At 63.0% G+C, this 22,464-nt stretch carries 19 protein-coding genes; 14 read left to right on the top strand and 5 right to left on the bottom strand.

Annotated elements, in window-relative coordinates:
- The first annotated feature begins 1 nt into the window (after position 1).
- The 3 genes from E9677_RS07440 (at position 2) to E9677_RS07430 (ending at position 3,714) form a co-directional block, all read left to right on the top strand.
- The gene (locus tag E9677_RS07440) at positions 2 to 1,708 is read left to right on the top strand and encodes a peptide ABC transporter substrate-binding protein (protein ID WP_136557472.1); all 1,707 of its coding nucleotides are present in this window, start codon (positions 2 to 4) and stop codon (positions 1,706 to 1,708) included.
- A 76-nt stretch (positions 1,709 to 1,784) separates the two neighbouring features.
- Positions 1,785 to 2,795, top strand: coding sequence for an ABC transporter permease (locus tag E9677_RS07435; protein ID WP_136557471.1), 1,011 nt, complete (start codon positions 1,785 to 1,787; stop codon positions 2,793 to 2,795).
- Positions 2,788 to 3,714 (top strand): ABC transporter permease, encoded by a 927-nt coding sequence (locus E9677_RS07430; protein WP_136557470.1) that lies wholly within the window; start codon positions 2,788 to 2,790, stop codon positions 3,712 to 3,714. The genes E9677_RS07435 and E9677_RS07430 overlap by 8 nt, the downstream gene beginning before the upstream one ends.
- A gap of 19 nt (positions 3,715 to 3,733) precedes the next feature.
- On the opposite strand, the gene E9677_RS07425 is transcribed toward E9677_RS07430, so the two are convergent.
- Positions 3,734 to 4,435 (bottom strand): phosphatase PAP2 family protein, encoded by a 702-nt coding sequence (locus tag E9677_RS07425; RefSeq protein ID WP_136558114.1) that lies wholly within the window; start codon positions 4,433 to 4,435, stop codon positions 3,734 to 3,736.
- A 362-nt stretch (positions 4,436 to 4,797) separates the two neighbouring features.
- Here E9677_RS07425 and E9677_RS07420 point away from each other — a divergent pair, with 362 nt between their 5' ends.
- From E9677_RS07420 to E9677_RS07410, 3 genes are all read left to right on the top strand, one after another.
- The gene (locus E9677_RS07420; RefSeq protein ID WP_136557469.1) at positions 4,798 to 5,808 is read left to right on the top strand and encodes a P1 family peptidase; all 1,011 of its coding nucleotides are present in this window, start codon (positions 4,798 to 4,800) and stop codon (positions 5,806 to 5,808) included.
- Positions 5,809 to 5,939: 131 nt separating this feature from the next.
- Positions 5,940 to 7,304, top strand: coding sequence for a bifunctional enoyl-CoA hydratase/phosphate acetyltransferase (locus tag E9677_RS07415; protein ID WP_136557468.1), 1,365 nt, complete (start codon positions 5,940 to 5,942; stop codon positions 7,302 to 7,304).
- Positions 7,301 to 8,476, top strand: coding sequence for an acetate/propionate family kinase (locus tag E9677_RS07410; protein WP_136557467.1), 1,176 nt, complete (start codon positions 7,301 to 7,303; stop codon positions 8,474 to 8,476). Before E9677_RS07415 ends, E9677_RS07410 begins: the two co-directional genes overlap by 4 nt.
- Positions 8,477 to 8,518: 42 nt before the next feature.
- On the opposite strand, the gene E9677_RS07405 is transcribed toward E9677_RS07410, so the two are convergent.
- Positions 8,519 to 9,571: a dipeptidase gene (locus E9677_RS07405; RefSeq protein WP_136557466.1), complete on the bottom strand. Its 1,053-nt coding sequence runs from the start codon at positions 9,569 to 9,571 to the stop codon at positions 8,519 to 8,521.
- Between the two features lie 140 nt (positions 9,572 to 9,711).
- Positions 9,712 to 11,136 carry an amidase gene (locus tag E9677_RS07400; protein WP_136557465.1) on the bottom strand — a complete coding sequence of 475 codons (1,425 nt, stop codon included), beginning with the start codon at positions 11,134 to 11,136 and terminating at the stop codon, positions 9,712 to 9,714.
- 424 nt (positions 11,137 to 11,560) lie between these two features.
- Between E9677_RS07400 and E9677_RS07395 the strand changes: the two genes are divergently transcribed.
- The 8 genes from E9677_RS07395 (at position 11,561) to E9677_RS07360 (ending at position 20,767) form a co-directional block, all read left to right on the top strand.
- Complete coding sequence (locus E9677_RS07395; protein WP_136557464.1) at positions 11,561 to 12,658, top strand: ABC transporter ATP-binding protein; 1,098 nt, start codon at positions 11,561 to 11,563, stop codon at positions 12,656 to 12,658.
- 11 nt (positions 12,659 to 12,669) lie between these two features.
- On the top strand, positions 12,670 to 13,584 hold the full coding sequence (locus E9677_RS07390) for an ABC transporter permease (RefSeq protein ID WP_136558113.1): 915 nt from the start codon (positions 12,670 to 12,672) through the stop codon (positions 13,582 to 13,584).
- Positions 13,577 to 14,386, top strand: coding sequence for an ABC transporter permease (locus E9677_RS07385; RefSeq protein WP_136557463.1), 810 nt, complete (start codon positions 13,577 to 13,579; stop codon positions 14,384 to 14,386). Before E9677_RS07390 ends, E9677_RS07385 begins: the two co-directional genes overlap by 8 nt.
- Before the next feature lie 32 nt (positions 14,387 to 14,418).
- Positions 14,419 to 15,453, top strand: coding sequence for an ABC transporter substrate-binding protein (locus E9677_RS07380; protein ID WP_136557462.1), 1,035 nt, complete (start codon positions 14,419 to 14,421; stop codon positions 15,451 to 15,453).
- A 70-nt stretch (positions 15,454 to 15,523) separates the two neighbouring features.
- A complete protein-coding gene (locus E9677_RS07375; protein WP_136557461.1) occupies positions 15,524 to 16,705 on the top strand; it encodes a serine hydrolase domain-containing protein in 1,182 nt (393 codons plus the stop codon).
- 21 nt (positions 16,706 to 16,726) lie between these two features.
- Positions 16,727 to 18,397: an amidohydrolase gene (locus tag E9677_RS07370; RefSeq protein WP_136557460.1), complete on the top strand. Its 1,671-nt coding sequence runs from the start codon at positions 16,727 to 16,729 to the stop codon at positions 18,395 to 18,397.
- A gap of 16 nt (positions 18,398 to 18,413) precedes the next feature.
- Positions 18,414 to 20,090, top strand: coding sequence for an amidohydrolase (locus E9677_RS07365; RefSeq protein WP_136557459.1), 1,677 nt, complete (start codon positions 18,414 to 18,416; stop codon positions 20,088 to 20,090).
- Positions 20,087 to 20,767, top strand: a complete 681-nt coding sequence (locus E9677_RS07360; protein WP_136557458.1) for a TetR/AcrR family transcriptional regulator — start codon at positions 20,087 to 20,089, stop codon at positions 20,765 to 20,767. Before E9677_RS07365 ends, E9677_RS07360 begins: the two co-directional genes overlap by 4 nt.
- Here the strand turns inward: E9677_RS07360 and E9677_RS07355 are convergent.
- Together E9677_RS07355 and E9677_RS07350 are read right to left on the bottom strand one after the other, a co-directional pair.
- A complete protein-coding gene (locus tag E9677_RS07355; protein WP_136557457.1) occupies positions 20,764 to 21,603 on the bottom strand; it encodes an amidohydrolase family protein in 840 nt (279 codons plus the stop codon). The two genes, E9677_RS07360 and E9677_RS07355, sit on opposite strands and share 4 nt — an antisense overlap.
- A 26-nt stretch (positions 21,604 to 21,629) precedes the next feature.
- Positions 21,630 to 22,430 (bottom strand): IclR family transcriptional regulator, encoded by an 801-nt coding sequence (locus tag E9677_RS07350; RefSeq protein ID WP_136557456.1) that lies wholly within the window; start codon positions 22,428 to 22,430, stop codon positions 21,630 to 21,632.
- Positions 22,431 to 22,464 lie beyond the last annotated feature (34 nt).

Genomic DNA, 22,464 nt, shown 5'->3' with positions numbered 1-22,464 from the left:
CATGTATACTCGCAAACTGATGCTGGCGGCGTCCGCTGCCGCCTTCGCGCTGACAGGCGCACCGGCCATGGCCGAGCGCGGCACAGACGGCGACCTGAAGATCATCTTCTGGCAAGCCGTCTCGACGATGAACCCGTATCTGTCCGGCGGCACCAAGGAAGTTTACGGCGCCTCGATGGTCATCGAGCCGCTGGCCCGCTATGACGAAACCGGCAACCTCGTGCCGATGCTGGCCACCGAGATCCCGACCGTCGAGAACGGCGGCGTCTCCGCCGACCTGAAAAGCATCACCTGGAAGCTGAAGCCCGACCTCAAATGGTCCGATGGCTCGGCTGTGACCGCCGAAGACGCGATCTTCACCTGGAAATACTGCACGGCGCCGGACGGCGGCTGCGCGCAGGGCGCCTATTACGAAGGCGTGAGCAATGTCGAGGCGGTCGACGCCTCCACCATCAAAGTGTCCTTTGCCGATGCCAAGCCCTATCCCTACAGCGCATTTGTCGGCGCGCAGGCACCGATCATCCAGGCTGCCCAGTTCAAGGATTGCCTCGGCGCCAAGGCACCGGAATGCACCTCGGCCAATTTCGGCCCGATCGGCACCGGGCCTTTCGTCGTCAAGGAATTCAAGCCGAACGACGTCGTGACCTTCGAAGCCAACCCGAATTATCGCGACGCCGCGAAGCCGGCCTTCGCCACGGTCACCCTGAAGGGTGGCGGTGATGCGGCCTCTGCCGCCCGCTCGGTTCTGGAAACCGGCGAGTTCGACTATGCCTGGAACATGCAGGTCGAGCCGGAGATCCTCGAACAGATGATGTCCGCCGGCAAGGGCAAGATCGAGGTCGCATTCGGCACCCAGGTCGAGCGTATCGACCTCAACCCCTATGGCGTCGATCCCTCGCTCGGTGACGCGCGCTCGACAAAGGAAGCAGGTCCGCATCCGGCCCTCTCCGACCCGGCCGTACGCCGGGCGCTTTCGATCGCCATCGACCGTGAAATCATCGACGAAGCCGGCTATGGCCCGAACGGCCAGCCGACCTGCAACATCCTGCCCGCTCCGGATATCTATGTCTCGACCGCCGTCGACTGGTGCCTGACGCAGGACATCGAAGGCGCGAACAAGCTGCTGGACGACGCCGGCTGGGTCATGGGCTCGGACGGTGTGCGCGAAAAGGACGGCGTCAAGCTCTCCTTCCTCTTCCAGACCTCGACCAACTCAGTCCGCCAGGGCACCCAGGCGCTTCTGAAGGACATGTGGAGCCAGATCGGCGTCACCGTCGAACTGCGCAACATCTCCGCCAACGTCTTCTTCGGCGGCGACCCGGCATCTCCGGACACGTTCCAGAAGTTCATGGCCGACGTACAGATGTACACCAACAACTTCGACGGCACCGACCCGGAAAAGTACATGGCCGGCTGGATGTGCGACAAGATCCCGAGCCCGGCCTCCGGCTGGCAGGGTGAGAACATCGTCCGCTATTGCAACCCGGAATATGACGCCCTCGTCAAGCAGCTCGGCACCACAGGCAAGCTCGAAGATCGCGCCGCCATCGCCAAGCAGTTGAACGACATGCTGTCCAACGACGTCGCCCAGATCCCGCTCATACATCGTGGCCAGCCTTCGGCTGTCAACAACACGCTCGTCGGCGTCAAGATGAACGCCTGGGATTCCGAACTCTGGAACGTCGCAGACTGGTCTCGCGCGAAGTAATGCGTCTGGCGCCGGGCCTGCCCTCATCGGCGGACCCGGCGCCAGCATTTTTCAGTGACAGTCTGGAGACCAGCCGATGTTTACCTTCACCGTCCGGCGGCTGCTGTTCGCAGTCCCGACGCTACTGGCCATCAGTTTCATTATTTTTGCCCTGCTCGACCTTTCGCCGGGCGACCCCTTAAGCGACCTGCCGCTGACCATTCCACCGGAAGTGCGCCAGCAGATCCGCGACGCCATGGGCCTCGATCAGCCCTTCCTCATCCGCTACATGAAATGGCTGCAGCAGTTTTTCATCAATGAACCGCTCAACATCTTCGAACAGATCACCGGCCTGACCGTCGGCTCCGGCGAGCGCATGCGCGTTCTCTCCTGGGCGACGCGCAGCCCCGTTGTCGACTTGATCGTCCAGCGCCTTCCGCAGACGCTCTGGGTCGTCGGCCTCTCCTATCTCTTCGGCGTCCTGATCGCGATCCCGATCGGCGTCATCTCCGCCTACCGCCAGTATTCCTGGTTCGACCAGATCGGCACCTTCGTCTCGATGGTCGGCTATTCCGTGCCGACCTTCTTCACCGGGGTCCTGCTGATCGTCGTCTTCTCCTCCTGGCTGCAGTGGTTCCCGTCGATCTACGACACCACCCTGGTGGTCGACAGCTGGTCGAGCTTCGTGCTCCAGGTGAAGCAGATGTTCCTGCCCGTGCTGGTGCTCACGCTGTTCAACGTCTCGCAGATCAGCCGCTTCGTGCGCGCCTCCATGTTGGACAACCTGAACATGGATTATGTCCGCACGGCGCGTGCCAAGGGCGTGAAGGAAAAGATCGTCTTGCTCGTGCATGTCCTGCGCAACAGCCTGATCCCGGTTGTTACCGTCATCGCGCTTGGTGTGCCCACCATCTTCTCCGGCGCCATCATCACCGAACAGGTCTTCCGCGTGAACGGCCTAGGACAGCTGCTGATCACGGCGATCCAGGGCGCCGACATCCCGCTCGTGCAGACGCTGACCTTCATCTTCGCGATCCTGATCGTGCTCTTCAACCTGATTGCCGACGTTCTCTACGGCATACTCGATCCGAGGATCCGCTATGAGTGATGCTGCAATCGCAACAACGCCAACGCCGCAGACGAGGCCTCAGAGCGGCGCCTTCTGGCCCATGCTCTGGCGCCAGTTCCGCGCCCATCCGGGCGGCGTCGCCGGCCTGATCGTTTTCGTCTTCATCGTCGCCGCCGTCTTCATCGGTCCATACATTCACACGATCGACCCGAACAAGATCGACATCCGCGCCAAGAACCAGGGCCCCTCTTGGGCGCATCCATTCGGCACCGACAATCTCGGCAAGGACATGCTGGCCCAGGTTTTGGCCGGCGGCCAGATCTCGCTCGCCGTCGGCATGACGGCCATGGCCCTTGCGCTCCTCGTCGGCACCCTGATCGGCGTGCTCTCGGGCTATTCCCGCAAGCTCGACGGCCCACTGATGCGTTTGACCGACCTCTTCCTAGCGCTGCCGCTCCTGCCGCTGCTGCTCGTTATCATCATGCTCTTCCGCGACACGCTACGCGCCGCCTTCGGCCCGGAGACCGGCATCTTCATCCTGATCGTCTTCGTCATCGGCATCACCAGCTGGATGCACACCGCCCGCATCGTCCGCGGCGACGTGCTGGCGATCAAGAGCCAGGAATTCATCCTGGCGGCCAAATCGAGCGGCATGCGCGAACACCGCATCATCATCAAGCACATCCTGCCCAACGTGATGTCCTCGATCATGGTCTCGGCAACGCTCGGCATCGCCACCGCCATCATCACCGAATCCGCGCTCTCGTTCTTGGGGCTAGGCTTTCCGCCCGACTTCCCCACCTGGGGCCGCCTTCTCTTCGACGGCGCCAACTTCCTGCAGATCAACCCCTCCCGCGTCATTTGGCCCGGCCTGGCGATCTCGCTGACGGTGCTGAGCGTGAACTATATCGGCGATGCAATCCGCGATGCGCTTGACCCGAAGGCGTTGAAGCATTGAGAGATGAGCAGCGGGCGCCCTAGCGCCCGCTCGGCCGCCCGAGCATCCACCTGGCCATGAACCAGCTGCCGCACGCCCAGACAGTCCCCGCCGCCCAGCCGCCGAGCACGTCGGTCGGGTAATGCACGCCGAGATAGACACGGCTGAGGCCGATCAGGAGCGTCAGTACGACCGCGACCAGCGGGAAGAAATAGCGCAGCGAAGGCGTCTCCTCGATGCGTGACAGCATGGCGCCGAGCGTCAGGTAGGTGATGGCAGACAGCATGGCATGGCCGCTTGGAAAGCTCATATCCGTGACTTCCACGAGATGCTGCACGACTTCGGGTCGTGGCCTTGCGATGCCGATCTTCATCGCACTGCTCAGGCCCCAACCACCGAGGATCGAGACTGTGACGAAGGCGGCGGTGCGAAACTTGCGGCGCAACGCCAGATAGACCACGACGAGCGTGACGAGCAGCGTCAGCACGGTGACGCCACCAAGCGCGGTGATATCCACCATCATCTTGGTGAGCCAGGAGGGGCCCGCCGGCATGGCCGGATCGGCGGCATCGCGCAGCATCAGCAGCACGCCCTCGTCGAAGGCCCTTGTTTCGCCTTCCAACACCTCTCCCGTCAGCTCGAAGAAGAAATAGGTGACGAGTGCCGCGATCAGCGCCGTCAGCCAGACGCGCCGTTCAGCAACCGAAACGAAGCGGGTGAGATGGTGCTTGAGGGGCTGGATGGGGCGGAGGAACCGCTTGTAGGCTTGCTCGGTCAAGGATGAAGTCTTTCGCTCATGGGTTGGACACTGGCATTGCGGTAGCGCGCCGAGGGACTAAGCCTGAGCCCCGGACCGCCGCGACGCATCTTACGCGTCACCCGGCCCGTTCGACATGCATTTTGCGTTAAAGTTGAAATGCGCCCGAAAAGTTGCATGTCGGCGGGCGCCGGACATCGAAAAGTCTGGGACGCTTAACGACGACGACGCGACTGTCTCCCCGATATCGGATCGACGGGATTGCGAAGATGCAGCCGATTGCCTCAATCCGCTTGCCATCACCGGCGACCACAGTCACTTTCCGTAACCAGATACGGAGACGCCGCATGCCCCATGCTCCCCTCAATCTGCTAACCGATGTCGCCGGCCTCTCCGTCGGCCATGCGACCGATCTGACCCTCGGTTCCGGCGTCACCGTAATCCTCTTCGACGAAGCGGCAACTGCGTCAGGCACGGTGCTCGGCGGGGCGCCGGGCGGGCGGGATGTGAGCCTGCTCGATCCCTCGATGACGGTACAACAGGTGGATGCCTTCGTGCTTTCGGGCGGCTCGGCCTTCGGGCTGGATGCGGCGGGCGGCGTGCAATCGGGACTGCGCGCGGCCGGGCGCGGTTTTGCCGTCGGCCCGATGCGCGTTCCGATCGTGCCGCAGGCGATCCTGATGGATCTCTTGAACGGCGGGAATAAGGACTGGGGCCTGCATGCGCCCTATCGCGACCTCGGCTACCAGGCCTTCTTCAATGCGGAAAAAGGCGTCTTCCCGCTCGGTACCGTCGGCGCGGGGACGGGCGCGACGACAGCCAATTTCAAGGGAGGCCTCGGCTCTGCCAGCGCCGTCTCGTCCGCAGGTCACACGATCGCAGCGCTGGTCGCCGTCAATGCCATGGGCTCTGTGGTCGTGGGCGACGGCCCGCATTTCTGGGCGGCGCCCTTCGAGGAGGGAGACGAATTCGGTGGGCTCGGCCAGCCTGGCAATGTGAGTGCAGAAGATCGGGCGATGCGCATCAAGGGGCTCAGGCTGACAGCCACGACGATCGGCGCCGTGGTGACCGACTGCGCATTGTCGAAAGCTGAACTGCACCGCCTGTCGCTCTCGGCCCATGACGGCCTCGCCCGCGCCGTCCTGCCGGCGCATCTGCCTATGGACGGCGACACGCTCTTCTCCGCATCCACTGCGAAACGGCCGAGCAATGGCCTGGCCGACCTGCTCGAACTCTGCCATCTGGCGACATTGGTCATGGCCCGCGCGATTGCGCGCGGGGTCTATGAGGCGGTGGCATTGCCCTATCCCGACGCGCAACCGGCCTGGCGGGATCGGTGGGGCCGCTCCCTCCCTTGACCCAAGTCAAGGACAGCCCACTCTTCACCGCAGAGATTGCCCGCCAAGGTTGGTCATGCGCATGACGCAGACCGGCCGCAGGATGACACGGATCGGGGGAGGACGGTTCGACAATGGAAGACGAAAGCGACATGGAAAGACCTGTCCTCACCAACCGCATGTTCGACGAGCTGAAACTCGGCGACGCAGCGAGCCTGACCCGCACCATCGGGCCTGACGACATCGAGCTGTTTGCGGCGCTGTCAGGCGACAACAATCCCGTGCCGCTCGGCCAGTCGCTGATCCCGGCCGGCATGATCGCGGCGGTGCTCGACACCCGCCTGCCCGGCCCGGGCACCGTCTATCTCGGCCAGGATCTGGAATTCTGGAAGGACATCGCGACCGGCGACCGGATCACCGCGACCGTCACGCTGATGACCAAGGAAAGCGACGGCCGCACGCTGGTCTTCGACACCCGCTGCGTCAACCAGCAGGGCCAGCCAGTGCTTGCCGGCAAGGCACGTGTTCGGGCGCCTCAGGAGCGCATCAGCTGGTCGGAGAACCTGCCCCCTGGTGTCTCCCTGCAGCGCCATGACCGTTTCGATACCATCGTCGCCGAGGCCCGCAGCCTGCCCATGGTAAAGACGGCGCTCGTGCATCCCTGCTCACCGGAGGCGATCGAGGCTGCGGTGGAGATCCGCGACGAAGGTCTGCTCGACCCGATCCTGATCGGCCCCGAGGCGAAGATCCGCGCGGCGGCCGAACAGGCCGGCATATCCATCGACGGCTTCGAGATCCTCCACACCGAACACAGCCATGCCGCGGCAGCACTCGCCGTCGAACTCGCCGTCGCCGGCAAGGTCGGCACGGTGATGAAAGGCAGCCTGCATTCCGACGAACTCCTCGGCGCGATCGTTGCCAGCGGTTCCGGCTTGAAAACCGAACGCCGCGTCAGCCACGTCTATGTCATGGATGTGCCGGCCTATTCGAAACTCCTGATCGTGACGGATGCCGCGATCAACATCGCCCCGACGCTGGAACACAAGCGCGACATCTGCCAGAACGCCATCGACCTGATGCATATGCTGGGGGTGCCGCAACCCAAGGTTGCCGTGCTCGCCGCTGTCGAAACGGTGAACGACAAGATGCCGGCCACACTGGAGGCAGCAGCCTTGACCGTCATGGCCGCCCGCGGACAGATCACGGGCGCCAGGGTCGACGGCCCGCTCGCCTTCGACAATGCGATCAGCAGGGAAGCCGCCCGTACCAAGGGCATCATCTCGCCCGTGGCGGGCGACGCCGATATTCTCTTGGTGCCGGACCTCGAAGCCGGCAACATGCTGGCCAAGCAGCTCCTCTATTTCGCCAATGCCGATGCCGCGGGCCTGGTGCTCGGCGCCCGCGTGCCGATCATCCTGACCAGCCGTTCCGACAGCTTGCGCGTCCGCATCGCATCCGCGGCACTGGCAAAGCTCGTTGCCGCCAAGCGCGTGGCAGCGCTGGGGACGCTGGCATGAGCCAGAAGCTGCTGCTGACCTTCAATGCTGGCTCGTCCACGGTGAAGATCGGAATTTTTGCTCGCTTGCCCACGGATGCCAAACGCATCGGGAAAGGCGTCATCGACTTCCGCGCGGACCCGCTGACCTTCCATCTGGTGGAGGGTCCATCGATCTTCGACGTGCCCCTTGTCGCAAAGACAGACGACCTGCTGCACGACGTGCTGGAAGAGGTCTTCGCCTGGCTCAGTCAACATTATGACCTCGACGCGGTCACCGCCGTCGGCCATCGCGTCGTGCATGGCGGCGACCTCTTCGCCGATGCCGTCCTCATCGACGAGAAGAGCCTTTCCGGCATAGAGAGCCTGGTGACGCTTGCGCCGCTGCACCAGCCGCAAAATCTGCGCCTGATCCGCGCCATTGCCGAACTAAAACCCGGCATGCCGCAAACGGCATCCTTCGACACCGCCTTCCACCGCACGCAGTCCGATATCGTCCGCCGCTTTGCCATCCCGCGCGCATGGTTCGACAAGGGGGTGAAGCGCTACGGTTTCCACGGCCTGTCCTACGCCTACATCGCTGGCTCCTTGAAGGGGCTGGAACCGCAGACGGCAGGCGGCCGCGCGGTCGTTGCCCATCTCGGCTCGGGTGCCAGCCTCTGCGCACTGGAACATGGCTCTAGCCGCGACACCTCCATGGGCTTTTCCACCATTGACGGCGTGCCCATGGCCACCCGCTCCGGTGCGATCGATCCCGGCGTGCTGTTCCACCTGATCGAAGCCCATGGGCTGAGCATCGGCCAAGTCGAGGAACTGATCTACAAGCAGTCGGGCCTGCTCGGTCTCTCAGGGATCAGCGCCGACAGCCGGGTGCTGCTGGAGACCCCTTCCAAGGAAGCCTGTCAGGCGCTCGACGTCTTCACCTTCCGCATCGCAGGCGAAGTGGCGCGGCTCGCTGCCTCCCTCGGTGGCTTGGACACGCTGGTCTTCACGGCCGGGATCGGCGAGAACCAGCCGGCGATCCGCCGCTCCATCGTCGAGCGCCTGCGATTCCTCGGTCTCCTTCTCGACGGCGAGGCGAACGATCGCAACGAGGCGGTGATCTCTCGGGAGGAAAGCCGCGTGAAGATCCGCGTCATCGCGACCGACGAGGAACAGGTGATTGCCGACGACGGCCTGAAGCTGCTTGGCTGAGAGGATCCGTCGCGGCTGATGACCGAGGCGCCCCCTCCCCGCTTACTCGTGCCAGGCGGAGGCCAGCACTCGGAGCCAGTTCTCCCGGCAGATCTTGTCGAGGTCGGAAGGACCGTAGCCCCGATCCTTCAGCGCGGTGACGAGCCGCTGATTCCCAGCAGCATCACCGATCACGTTCGGTATGGTGGCGCCGTCGAAATCCGAGCCGAGGGCGACGCAGTCGATGCCCATACGGTCGACGAGATAATCGACATGGCTGACCATGGTCGCAAGCGAAGTCTCGGCATCGTCACGCCCGTCGGGCCGCAGCATCGTGACGGCGTAGTTGAGACCCACGAGCCCATGGCTCGCCTTGATCGCGTCCATCTGCCGGTCGGTCAGATTGCGCGCGACAGGCGTCAGTGCATGCACGTTGGAATGACTTGCGATCAGGGGCTGGTCACTCAGGCGCTCGACGTCCCAAAAACCCTTTTCGGTCAGGTGAGCGAGATCGATCAGAATGCCGAGGCGATTGCAGGCCCGCACCAGTTCTTCGCCGGCGCGCGTCAGGCCCGGCCCCGTGTCAGGCGAACTCGGATAGGCGAAGGGCACGCCGTGGCCGAAGATGTTGTTGCGGCTCCAGACAGGGCCGAGCGAACGAAGGCCGGCGGCATGGAACACCTCCAGTGTATCGAGATCGGCATCGATCGCCTCGCACCCCTCCATATGCAGGACGGCCGCGAAGACGCCGTCCGTCATGGCCTCGCGGATCTCCGTTGTAGTGTGGCAAAGCCGCCAGCTGCCGTCCTGATCGAGGCGATGCGCGATCGCTGCCATTTCGAGTGCGATGTCGAGCGATGAGGCCCGTTCGAGTGGCGGATCGAGCGGCGTGGCATAGTGCCCGTTCGCATCCGGCTCGCGCAGGGTGAAGTCATGCGGCGACGGGATGTAGATGGCGCAAAGCCCGCCGGCGAGCCCACCGCGTTTCGCCCGCGGCGCATCGATATGCCCGGCACTGGTCCCGTTGCGGAATTCGGCCACGGGATTGCGGCCCTCGTTTCGGCTGCGCCAAAGGCGAAGGAGAACGTCATTGTGGCCGTCGAAAACGAGATTCATATAGGCAGATCCAGAAATGTTATCCCGGCGGCAAAGCCGGGCGGGACGGAGTGGTGGGGCGTCGTAGCGAAACTCTTTCGGAATCGTTGGACGAAATCATGTCGCGCTTCAAGTCGCCGGCCAATTTATCGTGCAAGACCTCAAGACAGAGCTGGAACACGCGTGAGCCAGTCGGTTGCCGCCTCGTAAGCAGCAGCAACGGAGAGAACGGCGGCATCGGCCCTCGGGCGACCGATCAACTGGAAACCGTTCGACAATCCCTGCGCGGAAAAGCCAGCCGGCAGTGCTGCAACCGGCAGTCCTGCCATGCTCGGTCCGATCACCACCTCCATCCAGCGATGATAGGTGTCCATGTGTCTGCCGGCGATCTCGCGTGGCCAGGGAATATCCACATCGAAGGGGAAAACCTGCGCGGCGGGCGCGACGAGATAATCGAAACGCTCGAAAACCTTCAGAAGAGCCTGATACCAGGCCGTCCGGACCGCCGAGGCCTCGTAGACGTCGGCAGCGTTGATGCGCAGACCCGAGCGGACCTCATAGAGAATTTCCGGCTTCAGCGAGCCGCGCCGACCGGGGTCTTCGTAGTAATCCCGCATGCTTCCGGCGGTGAAGAAACTGCGCAGCGTCGTCCAGGCCCACCAGAGGCGATCCATGTCAAAGTCGATTTTTACAGGCTCTGCGGCGTAGCCGATGTCTTCGAACACGCCGAGCGCCTTCTCGTTGAGCTCGAGCACACCCGGCTCGAAGGGCAGATGCCCGCCGAAATCGCCGAGCCAGCCGATGCGGCCGCGCTTTTTGGCAATGTCCCGGTCGAGGCTGAGCGGCCCGCTCTCGAACGAGGCCGGATCGCGCGGATCGAAACCGGACTGGACGTTGAGGAGTGTGACCACATCCTCGACCGAGCGCCCCATGGGCCCGAGCGTCGCGAGCTGGTTGAGATAGGCGTCGCGCCCGGGCAGTGCCGGGATGCGCCCGAAACTCGGCCGGAAGCCCACGACATTGTTGAAAGCCGCCGGATTGCGCAGCGAGCCCATCATGTCGCTGCCATCGGCGATCGGCACGAGACGCGCCGCAAGCGCCGCCCCCGCCCCGCCGCTCGAACCGCCGGCCGAGCGGCTCAGGTCCCAGGGATTGCGGGTCGCACCGAAGACCGGGTTGTAGCTATGCGAACCGAAGCCCCATTCCGGCGTGTTGGTCTTGCCGATGATGATGGCGCCGGCAGCCCGGATCCGCTCCACCTGGATATCGTCGAAGTCAGGCACATAATCGTGGAACAGCGGCGAGCCATAGGTACAGAGGATGCCCTTGGCCTCACTCAAATCCTTGATGGCAACAGGGACGCCATGCAAAGCGCAGCGGGCGACATCCTGACCTGCCTCCGCGTCCCTGGCTCGCGCCTCGGCGATCAGCGCCTCTCTCGGTCGAAGGCTCACCAGAGCATTGATATCAGGATTGATCCGTTCGATCCTGTCGAGACAGGAGACCATGACCTCTTCGGCCGTCAGGCTGCGCCCTTTCAGGGCCTTCAGGAGATTGGTCAGGGACAAGGAGGTCGGGTCGGACACGCGTGGCTCCGTTGGGATGGGCGCTCAGGTGGGGCAAGCGCCGACGATGGGTTCCTAATTGAGACCTGTCAAGCTTCGGGCCGAGCGCTTCATGCAGGCCTGCCATGCGGATCTGGAAATCTTCGAAACCGTCCAAAATAAAAATGGTCAAACGACCAAATTAGAGGCAACATGCCACAAAAGAGGATGATGCGGGTCTCGTCGAACCGCATCGCCGAAACACGGGAACGTCGACGAAATCAGGCGAAAGCCAGCAATTGCGCTCTCCGAGGCGGCATTGCGCGCTTTGCCAAAGGGGAGAGATCAGCATGCCCAAGAGCTGGCACGTGACTTGCGTGATACCATCTGCGCCAACCCTGGAACGGCAGCATCTGCCGGGCTCCGGGTCGAACGAAGCCTATTGCGCATAACCAGGGGGCACAGCTTGAGTTCCGCATCTGACAAGGCAGCCATCGAAATCCGCGGCGTCAGCCGCATCTACGGAACCGGACACGACAAGGTCAAAGCACTCGACGGGATCTTCCTCGACATCAGGGAAAACGAGTTCTTCACGCTGCTCGGCCCGTCCGGCTGCGGCAAGACAACCCTTCTGCGCTTGATCGCCGGCTTCGATTTCCCGACGACAGGCGAGATCCTCCTCCACGGCGAGGACATCGCGCCGCTCCCGCCCTTCAAGCGGCCGGTCAACACCGTCTTCCAGTCCTATGCGCTCTTCCCGCACATGACGGTCGCCGACAATATCGGCTTCGGCCTCAAGATGCTCGGTAAGCCGAAGGCCGAAGTGGAGGCGCGCGTCGCCGAGATGCTCGACCTCGTGCACATGACCTCGATGCGCGATCGCCAGGTGAGCCAGATCTCTGGCGGCCAGCAGCAGCGCGTGGCGCTCGCCCGGGCACTGGCCCCCAAGCCGAAGGTCCTGCTGCTCGACGAGCCCCTGTCGGCACTGGATTACAAGCTGCGCAAGGAAATGCAGATCGAGCTGAAGCGGGTGCAGGCCGAGACCGGCATCACCTTCATTTTCGTCACCCACGACCAGGAAGAGGCGCTGACCATGTCGGACCGCATCGCGGTCATGTCGACGGGCAGCCTGCGCCAGGTGGGTTCGCCCTGGGACATCTACGACCGCCCGGCCGAGCGCTTCGTTGCGGACTTCATCGGCGAGACCAATTTCCTCGAAGTCGAAGTCGCCTCGGTCGCGGGCGATCGGGCGAGCGTCAGGCTACGGTCCGGTCACGAAATTCTGGCAACCTTCCCGGAAGGCACCACGCCGAAAGGCAAGGTGACCATCGTCATCCGGCCGGAGCACGCCGAGATCGTTGAGCCGACGGCCGCGGCCTTGAAAGGTGTCATCGAAAGCGTCGTCTATCTGGGCACGGACACGAACATCAATGTGCGGCTCGAAGGCGGATCGCTGTTCACCGTCCGCCAGCAGAACAGTCGAAGCGGCAGTTGTGGCAGGACGGAGGGCCAATCCGTCGGCATCCTGGTCAGCGACGATGTCGCGCAGATCCTGAGGGATTGACCATGAGCGCGATGAAAACGGCCCCCGAAAATGCCAGATCGCGCGACATCAAGAACCGCTGGTTGCTGAGCCTCCCGGCGCTTACGATCATCTTCGTCGCAGCGCTCGGCCCTCTCCTTGTCATGGTGCTGTACTCCTTCCTGGAAAAGGGCGACTACGGCGACGTGAAGTTCGGCACCTTCTCGCTCGAAGGCTGGACGTCGGTCTTCATGCAGCGCGACATCTTCGACGACACGCTCGGGATCGCCGACGCCCATCTCGCAATCTTCTGGCGGTCGATCAAGCTCTCGCTCTACACGACGATCTTCACCCTGATCCTCGGCTTCCCGACCGCCTATTTCATTGCGACACGGCCGGCCCGAACCCGCGAGATCTGGGTCTTCCTGATCACCATTCCCTTCTGGACCAACCTGCTCATCCGCACCTTCGCCATGCAGCAGGTCATCCGCAACGAGGGCATTCTCAACAACCTGCTGATCTGGCTCGGCGTTATCGATACGCCGCTGCAGATTATCTACACCGACACGGCCACCCTGCTTGGCATGACCTATGTCTACCTGCCGCTGATGGTGCTGCCGCTTTATGCGTCGATCGAAAAGCTCGATTTCCGGCTGGTGGAGGCGGGTTACGATCTCTACGCCAACCGCCTGCAGGTGCTCTGGCGGATCGTCATTCCCCTGGTGAAGCCCGGCCTCATCGCCGGTTCCATCCTGGTCTTCATCCCCTCGCTCGGCGCCTATGTCATCCCGCGCGTGCTGGGCGGCGGCAAGAACCTGATGCTGGGCAACCTGATCGAGCTGCAGTTCGGGGCCGGCCGCAACTGGCCGCTGGGCGCTGCCATGTCGATCACGCTGATGGCGCTCGTCATGATCGCCCTGCTCTTCTATGTCCGCAACGCCGCGAAATCGGGGGTGCGTCATGGCTGAACGTCGCTTCGACATCCGCTCACAGCCGGGCTTCGGCCTGATCGCGCTCTTCACCTTCTTCGCGCTCTACCTGCCGATCGCCACGCTGGTAGCCTACGCCTTCAACGCGAGTGACTCGCTGTCGACCTGGGGCGGCTTTTCCCTCCGCTGGTTCGCCTCGGCCCTGGACAACAACGCCGTACAGGCCGCCGCCATGCGCTCGATCATTATCGCGCTCTGGGCGGCGGGACTTGCGACGATCGCCGCCACCATGGCGGCACTCGCCACCACGCGAACCGAGCCCTATCGCGGACTGACCGCAAAATATGCTGTCATCAACCAGCCGCTGATGATCCCGGAAATCGTGACCGCCGTAGCGCTCCTGATCGTCTTTTCCCGCATCAAGGTCTGGACCGGCTATTCCGGCCTCGGCTACCTGATCATGGCCCACACGGCCTTTTGCATTCCCTTCGCCTACCTGCCGATCCGGGCGCGACTGGAAAGCATGGACCTGACGCTGGAGCGTGCAGCCGCCGACCTCTACGCCACGCCGTGGCAAGCCTTCCGCTTCGTGACGCTGCCGCTGCTGCGCCCGGCCATCATCGCCGGCTTCATGCTCGCCTTCGTCATTTCGCTGGATGATGTGGTCATCACCGAATTCGTCAAATCCGGCGGGCAGGATACGCTTCCGACCTACATGCTCGGCCAGATCCGACGCGAGACGACACCGGAGATCAACGCGATCGCGACGATCTTCCTCGCCGCCTCGACGGTGCTGATCGTGATCTTCTTCTTCATCAATCGGCGAAAGCCGCAAGCATAACGGCAACCAAAAGAGAGGAACGGAGAATGACAATGAAATGGATGACGACCACGGCGATTGCCGCCATCTCGGTGCTGAGTTTCGCAGGCGCGGCCTCGGCCGCTGGCGAGCTCAACATCTACAACTGGGGCGACTATACCAGCCCCGAACTGATCAAGAAGTTCGAGGAGCAATTCGACGTCAAGGTCACCGTGACCGACTATGACTCGAACGACACCGCACTCGCCAAGGTTCGTGCCGGCGGCCACGGCTTCGACATCGTCGTGCCCTCGGCCAACTACATCCCGATCTGGGTCAAGGAAGATCTGCTGCTCGAAGCCCGTCCCGACCAGATGGAGAACTTCAAGAACGTCGACCCGCGCTGGGTCGATGTCGATTGGGATCCGGGCCGCCGCTATTCCGTTCCGTGGCAGTGGGGTCTGACCGGCATCGGCGTCAACACCAAGTTCTACAAGGGTGACGTGAACACGTCCGCGATCTTCCTCGATCCGCCGGAAGAGCTGGTCGGAAAGATCAATGTGGCACCGGAAATGAACGACGTGCTCTACGCCACCATCAAGTATTTCGGTGGCGACTGGTGCACGACGGACAAGGAAGTCCTCATGAAGGTGCGCGACAAGCTGGTCGAAGCGAAGACGAAGTGGCTCGCCATGGACTATAGCGTCACCGACAAGCTGCCGACCGGCGATTATGCCGGCGTCTACTACTGGAACGGCGCCATCATGCGCTCGCGCCTGCAGAACCCGGAAGTCAAGTTCGGCTATCCCAAGGAAGGCTATCCGGTGTTCATGGACAGCGTCGCGATCCTGAAGGATGCCAAGAATGTCGACAACGCCAAGGCGTTCATGAACTTCATCATGATCCCGGAAAACGCCGCTATGATCTCCAACTTTGCAAAGTATGCAAACGGCATCACCGGTTCGGAAGCCTTCATGGTACCAGAAATGAAGGACGCGCCGGAACTGGTCATTCCGGCGGAATTCGAAAGTGCTGGAGAATTCTTGAAGAGCTGCGAACCGGAAGTGCTGCAGCTCTACACCCGAATCTGGACCGAAGTTCAGAAGTAACCTCGATCCGACAATCGAAATGACCGAAACGGGAGGGCCCATGGCCCTCCCGTAGGAGGAGCATACCCTGATGACGACGCAGTTTGCCGAAGCCTATGGTTTCGAGAGAAGTGCCGTGACGCTAGCCAATTGGCGCACGGCCCCTTTCAGCCGGTTCAGCTTCGGGCATGCCGAAGAAGTGGTGCCGAGCACCGTGATCGCAGCGAGAGCCGAGGTGACCGAAGGTGCGCCCGTGGTCTCCAACCTCTTGCGCCAATCACTACCTGAGGGTCTTGCCGGGCAGCCTGATGTCGGCGCCTATCTCGACTATGCGCATACCGACGCCTTCGTGCTGATGAAGGCAGGCAAGATCGTCGCCGAGCGCTATGCACGGCATGCGGGCATCGACCAGCGTCACATCGTCTTTTCGATCAGCAAGTCTCTGACAGCTCTCGTCATTGCGTCCCTCGAAGCCGAAGGGCTGATCAACCCGGAAGCCCCGGTCACCAGCCTCCTGCCCGAGGCGGCAGGCTCCGCCTATGGCGACTGCACCATCCGCGACGTGCTCGACATGCGCGTCAGCCTCGCCTTCGACGAGGCTTATCTGAACACCGACGGCGCCTATGCCCGCTACCGCCGCGCCACGCTCTGGAACCCGGCCGATCAGAGCCAGCCGGATGAGACACTGCTCGCATTTCTGCTGACTTTGAAGAAAGACGCCCATCCACATGGCGGCGCTCACTTTTACGCCTCGCCGAATTCCGATCTGCTCGGCATCCTGATCGAACGTGCGACCGGCCAGCGTTACGCAGAGGCGCTGTCCGAGCGCCTGTGGAAGCCCCTCGGGGCCCGCCACCATGCGAGCGTGACTGTCGATGCCGAAGGCACGGCCCGCGCGGCCGGCGGCATTTCCGTGACGGCCCGCGATCTCGCCCGTGTCGGCGAGATGCTGCGCAACGGCGGCATGGTCGACGGACAGCGCATCATCCCGCAAGCCTGGCTGACGGACATGCTGACGGCGGGCGATCATAAGGCCTGGGTGGACGGCGAATCCAACTTCTTCCCCAACGGACGCTATCGCAGCCAGTGGTACCAGTCGGGTGAGCCTGATGGTGCCTTCTGCGCAATCGGCATCCATGGCCAGTGGCTCTATGTGGACCCGTCCACCGAGACCGTGGTCGTCAAGCTATCGTCGCAGCCGAACCCGCTAGACGACGAACTGAAACACGACAATTTCGCCTTTTTCCGCGCGCTTTGCGCCTGGACCGCATGACATCAGAGGACTGAACCCGGCATGGCAACGACCGCAGACATCATCATCACCAACGGCCGCGTTCTGACCATGGACGGCGCCGCCCCACGCGCCGACGCCGTGGCCCTTGCCGGCAACCACATCCTCGCAGTCGGCCCACGATCAGAGATCGACGCTTTGATGGGACCGACAACGACGGTGATCGACGCCAAGGGCGGAACCGTCATGCCGGGCTTCAACGAAGCCCATATGCACATCTTCCCGGGCTCCGTTTCGCTGCGCCAGCTGAACCTGCATGGCATCCAGGGCTTCGAGCCATTGAAGGCCGCCATCCTCGATTATGCGGAAAAGAACCCCGATGAGCCGCTGCTGATGGGCTTTTCCGCCGACTATTCGATCATTTCGTTGACCGAGCCCTGCACCCGTCATCATCTCGATGCGATCCTGCCCGATCGCCCCTTCATGATGTTCGCGCCAGACCACCACACGGCCTGGGCCAACACGGCTGCGCTCAAGAAGGCCGGAATTCTGGAGGGCAAGGATGTCGGCATCGGCAACGAGATCGTCATGGGGCCTGACGGCCTCGCCAATGGCGAACTGCGAGAAGGCAATGCCTTCGGTCCAGTCTCGGCACTCGCCTCGACCGGCGGCCGCGAAGAATTGGGCATGGTGACCGGCATGGACCCGAAAAACGTCACGCCCGAGCAATTCGCCCTCGACCGCGCAATCCTGAAGTCCGGCCTCGACTACTGCGCCTCCTGGGGCGTCACCTCGATCCACAACTTCGACGGCAATCATTACCAGCTGCGGCTGATGCGCGATTTGGAAATGGCGGGCGAACTCACCTGCCGCATTCGCATCCCATTTCACATGAAGAACTTCATGCCCCTGTCAGACCTCGACAAGGCGGCCGAGTGGAAAAAGGAATTCGCCACCGACATGCTGCGCGGCGATTTCGTCAAGGTCTTCATGGACGGCGTGCTCGACAGCCAGACAGCCTATATGCTGGATGGCTATGGCGACCGGCCGGGTTATACCTATGAGCCGCTGTTCACGCCGGAAGCCTTCGATGCCATCGCCGTGAAGGCCGACGCACTCGGCCTGCAGGTGGCCGTGCACGCCATCGGCAGTGCTGCGATCCGCCAGACCATCGACGGTTACGAAGCCGCCCTGAAGGCCAACGGGAAGCAAGACAACCGCCACCGCATCGAGCATATCGAGATCATCCATCCGGACGATATTCCGCGCTTTGCCGAACTCGGCATCGTCGCCTCAATGCAGCCGGTGCACTATCCCGGCGGCACCTGCTTCCCCGCAGAGCCGACCACGGCGAAGATCGGCGAGGACCGTTGGGACTATGCCTATGCGTGGCGCACCATGAAGGAATCCGGCGCCCCCGTCGTCTTCGCCTCCGACTGGCCGGTCTCCCCCGTTTCGCCCTTCCAATGCATCCAGGATGCGCTGACCCGCAAGCCCTGGAAAGAGGGGCTGAAGGACCAGCGCTTCTCGCTGATGGAGGCGCTCGAAGCCTATACCGCGATCGGCGCATGGGTGGAGTTCATGGAAGACCGCAAGGGAATGCTGAAGCCAGGCTACCTCGCCGACGTCGTGATCCTCACCAGGGATATAGAAGCCGTCGCACCCGAAGACATCATGGACACCGTACGTCCCGCCGTCACCATCTGCGATGGCCGCGTGACCTTCCAGGCCTGAAGAGAGAAGCCAGACCATGAGCGCCGAGATCGTCATCCACAACGCCCGCATCCTGACCATGGACGACGATCACCCGCGCGCGGAGGCCATAGCGCTCACCGGCAACCGCATCATGGCCGTAGGCGGCAATGCCGAGATCCTGGCCCTCGCCGGACCCATGACTCGCGTCGTGAATGCAGGCGGCGCCACTGTCCTGCCGGGCTTCAACGAAGCCCATATGCACATCTTCGGCGGCTCCGTCTCGCTCGGCGAACTGTCGCTCTTCGGCGTCAAAGGCTTCGACGCGCTGTCGAAAGCCGTCAAAGACTATGCGGCGGCCAATCCTCGCCTGCCACTGCTGGTCGCGCAGACGGCCGATTATACGATCCTGTCGGAGACCGAGCGCGTCACCCGCCATCACCTCGACCGTATCATTGCCGATCGCCCGTTCCTGATGCTTGCTCCCGATCACCATACAGCCTGGGCCAACACAAAGGCGCTCGAAATGGGCGGCATCCTCCACGGCAAGGATGTCGGCGTAGGCAACGAGATTGTCATGGGCGAAGACGGCCTGGCCAATGGCGAACTGCGCGAAACCAATGCGATCAGGCCGGTCGCTTCGATGGGCGTCACGGGCGGACGCGAGAGCCTGGGCGTCGGCACCGGGGGAGAGCCGGACCATGTGACAGCGGAGGAACGGGCCGGCGACATCGAAGTCTTGAAGAAGGGCCTCGCCTATTGCGCCTCACTCGGCATTACCTCCTTCCAGAACATGGACGGCAACCTCTACCAGCTGGAAATGCTGGATGAAATCGAGAAGACAGACGGCTTGGCCGTTCGCGTGCGCATGCCCTACCACATGAAGAACTTCATGCCCCTCTCCGATCTGAAGGAGAAAGCCGCCGCCTGGAAGGCACGCTTCGACACGGACAAGCTGCGCTGCAACTTCGTCAAGCTGTTCATGGACGGCGTGACCGAGGGCGAGACGGCTGTCTTTGTCGATGACTACGCTCACAAGCCCGGCTGGAAGGGAGATCCGCTGTTTTCATCTAACTCTTTCAATGCTGTCGCGACCGAGGCAAACCGCCTCGGCCTGCCGGTCGCGGTCCATGCGATCGGTGATGGCGCAGTCCGCATGGTGCTCGACGGCTACGAGGCCTCGATCCGCACCAATGGCCGCAACGACATGCGCAACCGTATCGAGCACATCGAGGTCGTGCATCCAGACGATATCGAGCGGTTTGCGGAAACGGGCACGGTTGCTTCCATGCAGCCCACTCATCCGCCGGGTTCCGCCGGGTTGCCGCTCGAGCCCTACCTCACCTATATCGGCCGCGAACGCTGGCCCTATGCTTTCGCCTGGAAGACCTTGGTAGACGCCAGTGCCACGATCGTCTTCGCCACCGACTGGCCGGTCTCGCCACTGCCGCCGCTGAGCTGCATCGGCGACGCGATGACACGCCAGCCCTGGGCCGAGGATATGCCAGACCATCGGCTCAGCCTGGAGGAAACGCTCACCGCCTACACCCGCACCAGCGCCTGGGTCGAATACATGGAAGATCGCAAGGGCATGCTGAAACCCGGCTATCTTGCAGACATCGTCGTTATCTCCGGCGACATCGAAGCGACCGCGCCAGAGAACATCGCAACACTTTCGCCCGTTCTCACCATCTGCGATGGCCGCGTCACCTTCGAAGCCGGAGGAGACCGATGAGCGAAGCTGCGGAGACGACAATCGAAAAACCGACCGGCTCCACGGGGCGTGGCCGCCCTGCCGGGGCGACGCGCAAGGGGCTGGAAACCCGAGTGCGCATCATCAAGGGCGCCCGCGAGGCCCTCGAAGAGGGCGGCATGGAAGCGCTGACGACGAGGCGCATCGCCGCCTCAGCTGGTGTGAAGCTGGCGACGCTGCACTACTACTTCGACAGCAAGGAAAGCCTGTTACTGGCCGTGCTGGAAGACCTGATCTCCGACATGGAGACCGCCTACCGCGAGGATGTAGCCTTGCCGGGAGCGCCGGAGGATCGGGTCGAAGCGTTGATCCGTGCGAGCTGGCGCTACATCCAGCGCACCCGCAACAAGCAGATCGCCCAGACGGAGCTGACCCTCTATGCCTTGCGTACCAAGGGCTCCGAATGGCTCGCGGCACGCCAGTACAATGCCTATATCGATTTCTACGGCCACCTCGTATTCGAGGACGACAGAAATGAAGAGCTGCGCCGGATCGGCAGGGCGGTTGCCCGCCAGATGCTGATCGGCATCGACGGGATCATCCTGCAGAGCTATGCGCTGCAGGATCTCTCCGCCTCGAACGACGACATCGAAGCCCTGATAACAGCTATGCGCGGCTACCTCCGCCGCCTGCTCGCCGAGCGCGACAGGGCGCGCTAACCGAGCTGCCAGATGTGCCTGGCATTCCCGGAGAACAGCTTGTCTTTTTCCTCCGCCGTGCAGCCATGAAGCAGCGCCTGCGTCGTCGCAACCCATGTGGAAAGCCCGCCGCCCAGCGTGCAGACCGGCCAGTCGGATCCCCAGATGGCGCGGTCGAAGCCAAAGGCGGAGATGACATGCTCGAAATAGGGCTTCAGGTCGTCGAGAGTCCAGTTATCGAGATCGCCATAGGCTGGGATGCCCGAGATCTTCACTCGAACATTGTCTCGCCTGGCGATCTCGCTGATGCCGGTCTTCCAAGTGTCGTAGCCATGCCCCTTGATGTCGGGCACCCCGCAATGGTCGAGGATGAAGGTAACGTCGGGCGCGAGATCGACGAGTGCCTTCGCCTTGTCGATCTGATGCGGCAACATGCAGAGATCGAAGGTAAGGCCCGTACCGGAGAGCCGCTTCACATTCTCCCGGAAAAGCGCGCCTTCCGAGACATCGTCGGGCACGACATGCAGCACACGGCGAAAGCCCTTCACGAAGGGATTGGCACGCTGCGCTTCGAGATAGGCGGCAAAGCCCCGGTCTTCGGGGCGGCAGGAGGCGATGACGCCGCGGATGAGGCTGTCCGGCGTCCGCGATAGTTCCTGAACCATCTCGGTTTCGGCGGGAATGTCCTCGGGCGCAACATCCACCTCCATATGCAGGACGGAAGAAATTCCGAGCCTCTTTGCTTCCCGCGAATAGGCCTCCCAGGTGAAGTCGGCATCCAGCGCGGGCACCTCCCTCAGCCAGGGATAGCTGAGGCGGTCGCGATAGATGAGATGCAGATGGGTATCGATGATCATGGCGGGCCCTCCCGAGGCCGTGGAATCTAGTTGGTATCGATGGTGTCTGCGCCAAGACCGGCCCCAGCGAGCTCCGAAATATGCCGTGCCGTCTCCGTCAGCGCCTCGATGGTGCGGGTGATGTCAGGCGCCTCGGGCGCGTTGATGATGGTGATGTAAGGCACGGTGAGCGCGCCTAAGGACTCGCCGTCGGCACCGACGATCGGCGCCGAGAGGTTGATGACGCCGGCTGTCTGGGCACTGGGCATCATCTCGTATCCGCGGGCCCGGATCTGTTCCAGCCTGGCGATGAAATCCGCCGTCATGCGCCCATCCGGCCCGCCGCTCGCGACATGCTCCGCGACCATCATCGCACGCACCTCGGGGCTGCGAAAGGCAAGCAGCACATGGCCGGAGCCGGTGTCGAAAAGCCCCATGCGCGAACCGACACGGATCGAGATACCCCAATAACCTGGCGCCTCCAGCTGCGCGATGACGACGGGATGGCCCCGGTCGTAGACGACGATGTGGTTCTCCTGTCGGGTGATCTCGGCCAGCTCCCGCATCAGGGGCATGGCCAGCGACGCCAGCCGCCGCGTCGGCGCGTGCAGCTGGGCAAGGCCGAAGAGCTTGAGCGTCAGAACATAGCGGTCGCCATCGAGCCGCGCGACATAGCCGCGCTTCACCAGTCGGTCGAGCATCCGGTAGAACTCGTTGGGGCTGCGGTCGAGCTTCTTGGCAATCTCTGCCTGGCTTAAGCCGCCATCGACGCCGGCCAGTAGCTCGATGATATCGAGCCCTTTGTCGAGCGCCGGTGCCCGGTAGCGGTCCTGGTCGAGGTCATTCACGCATTTCGATCCTTCAATTCGCCGGTCTGACCTT

The organism is Peteryoungia rhizophila (genome assembly GCF_004912145.1).
In the GTDB taxonomy this organism is placed as follows: Bacteria; Pseudomonadota; Alphaproteobacteria; order Rhizobiales; family Rhizobiaceae; genus Allorhizobium; species Allorhizobium rhizophilum.
This window is presented reverse-complemented; position numbering and strand designations above follow the sequence as displayed.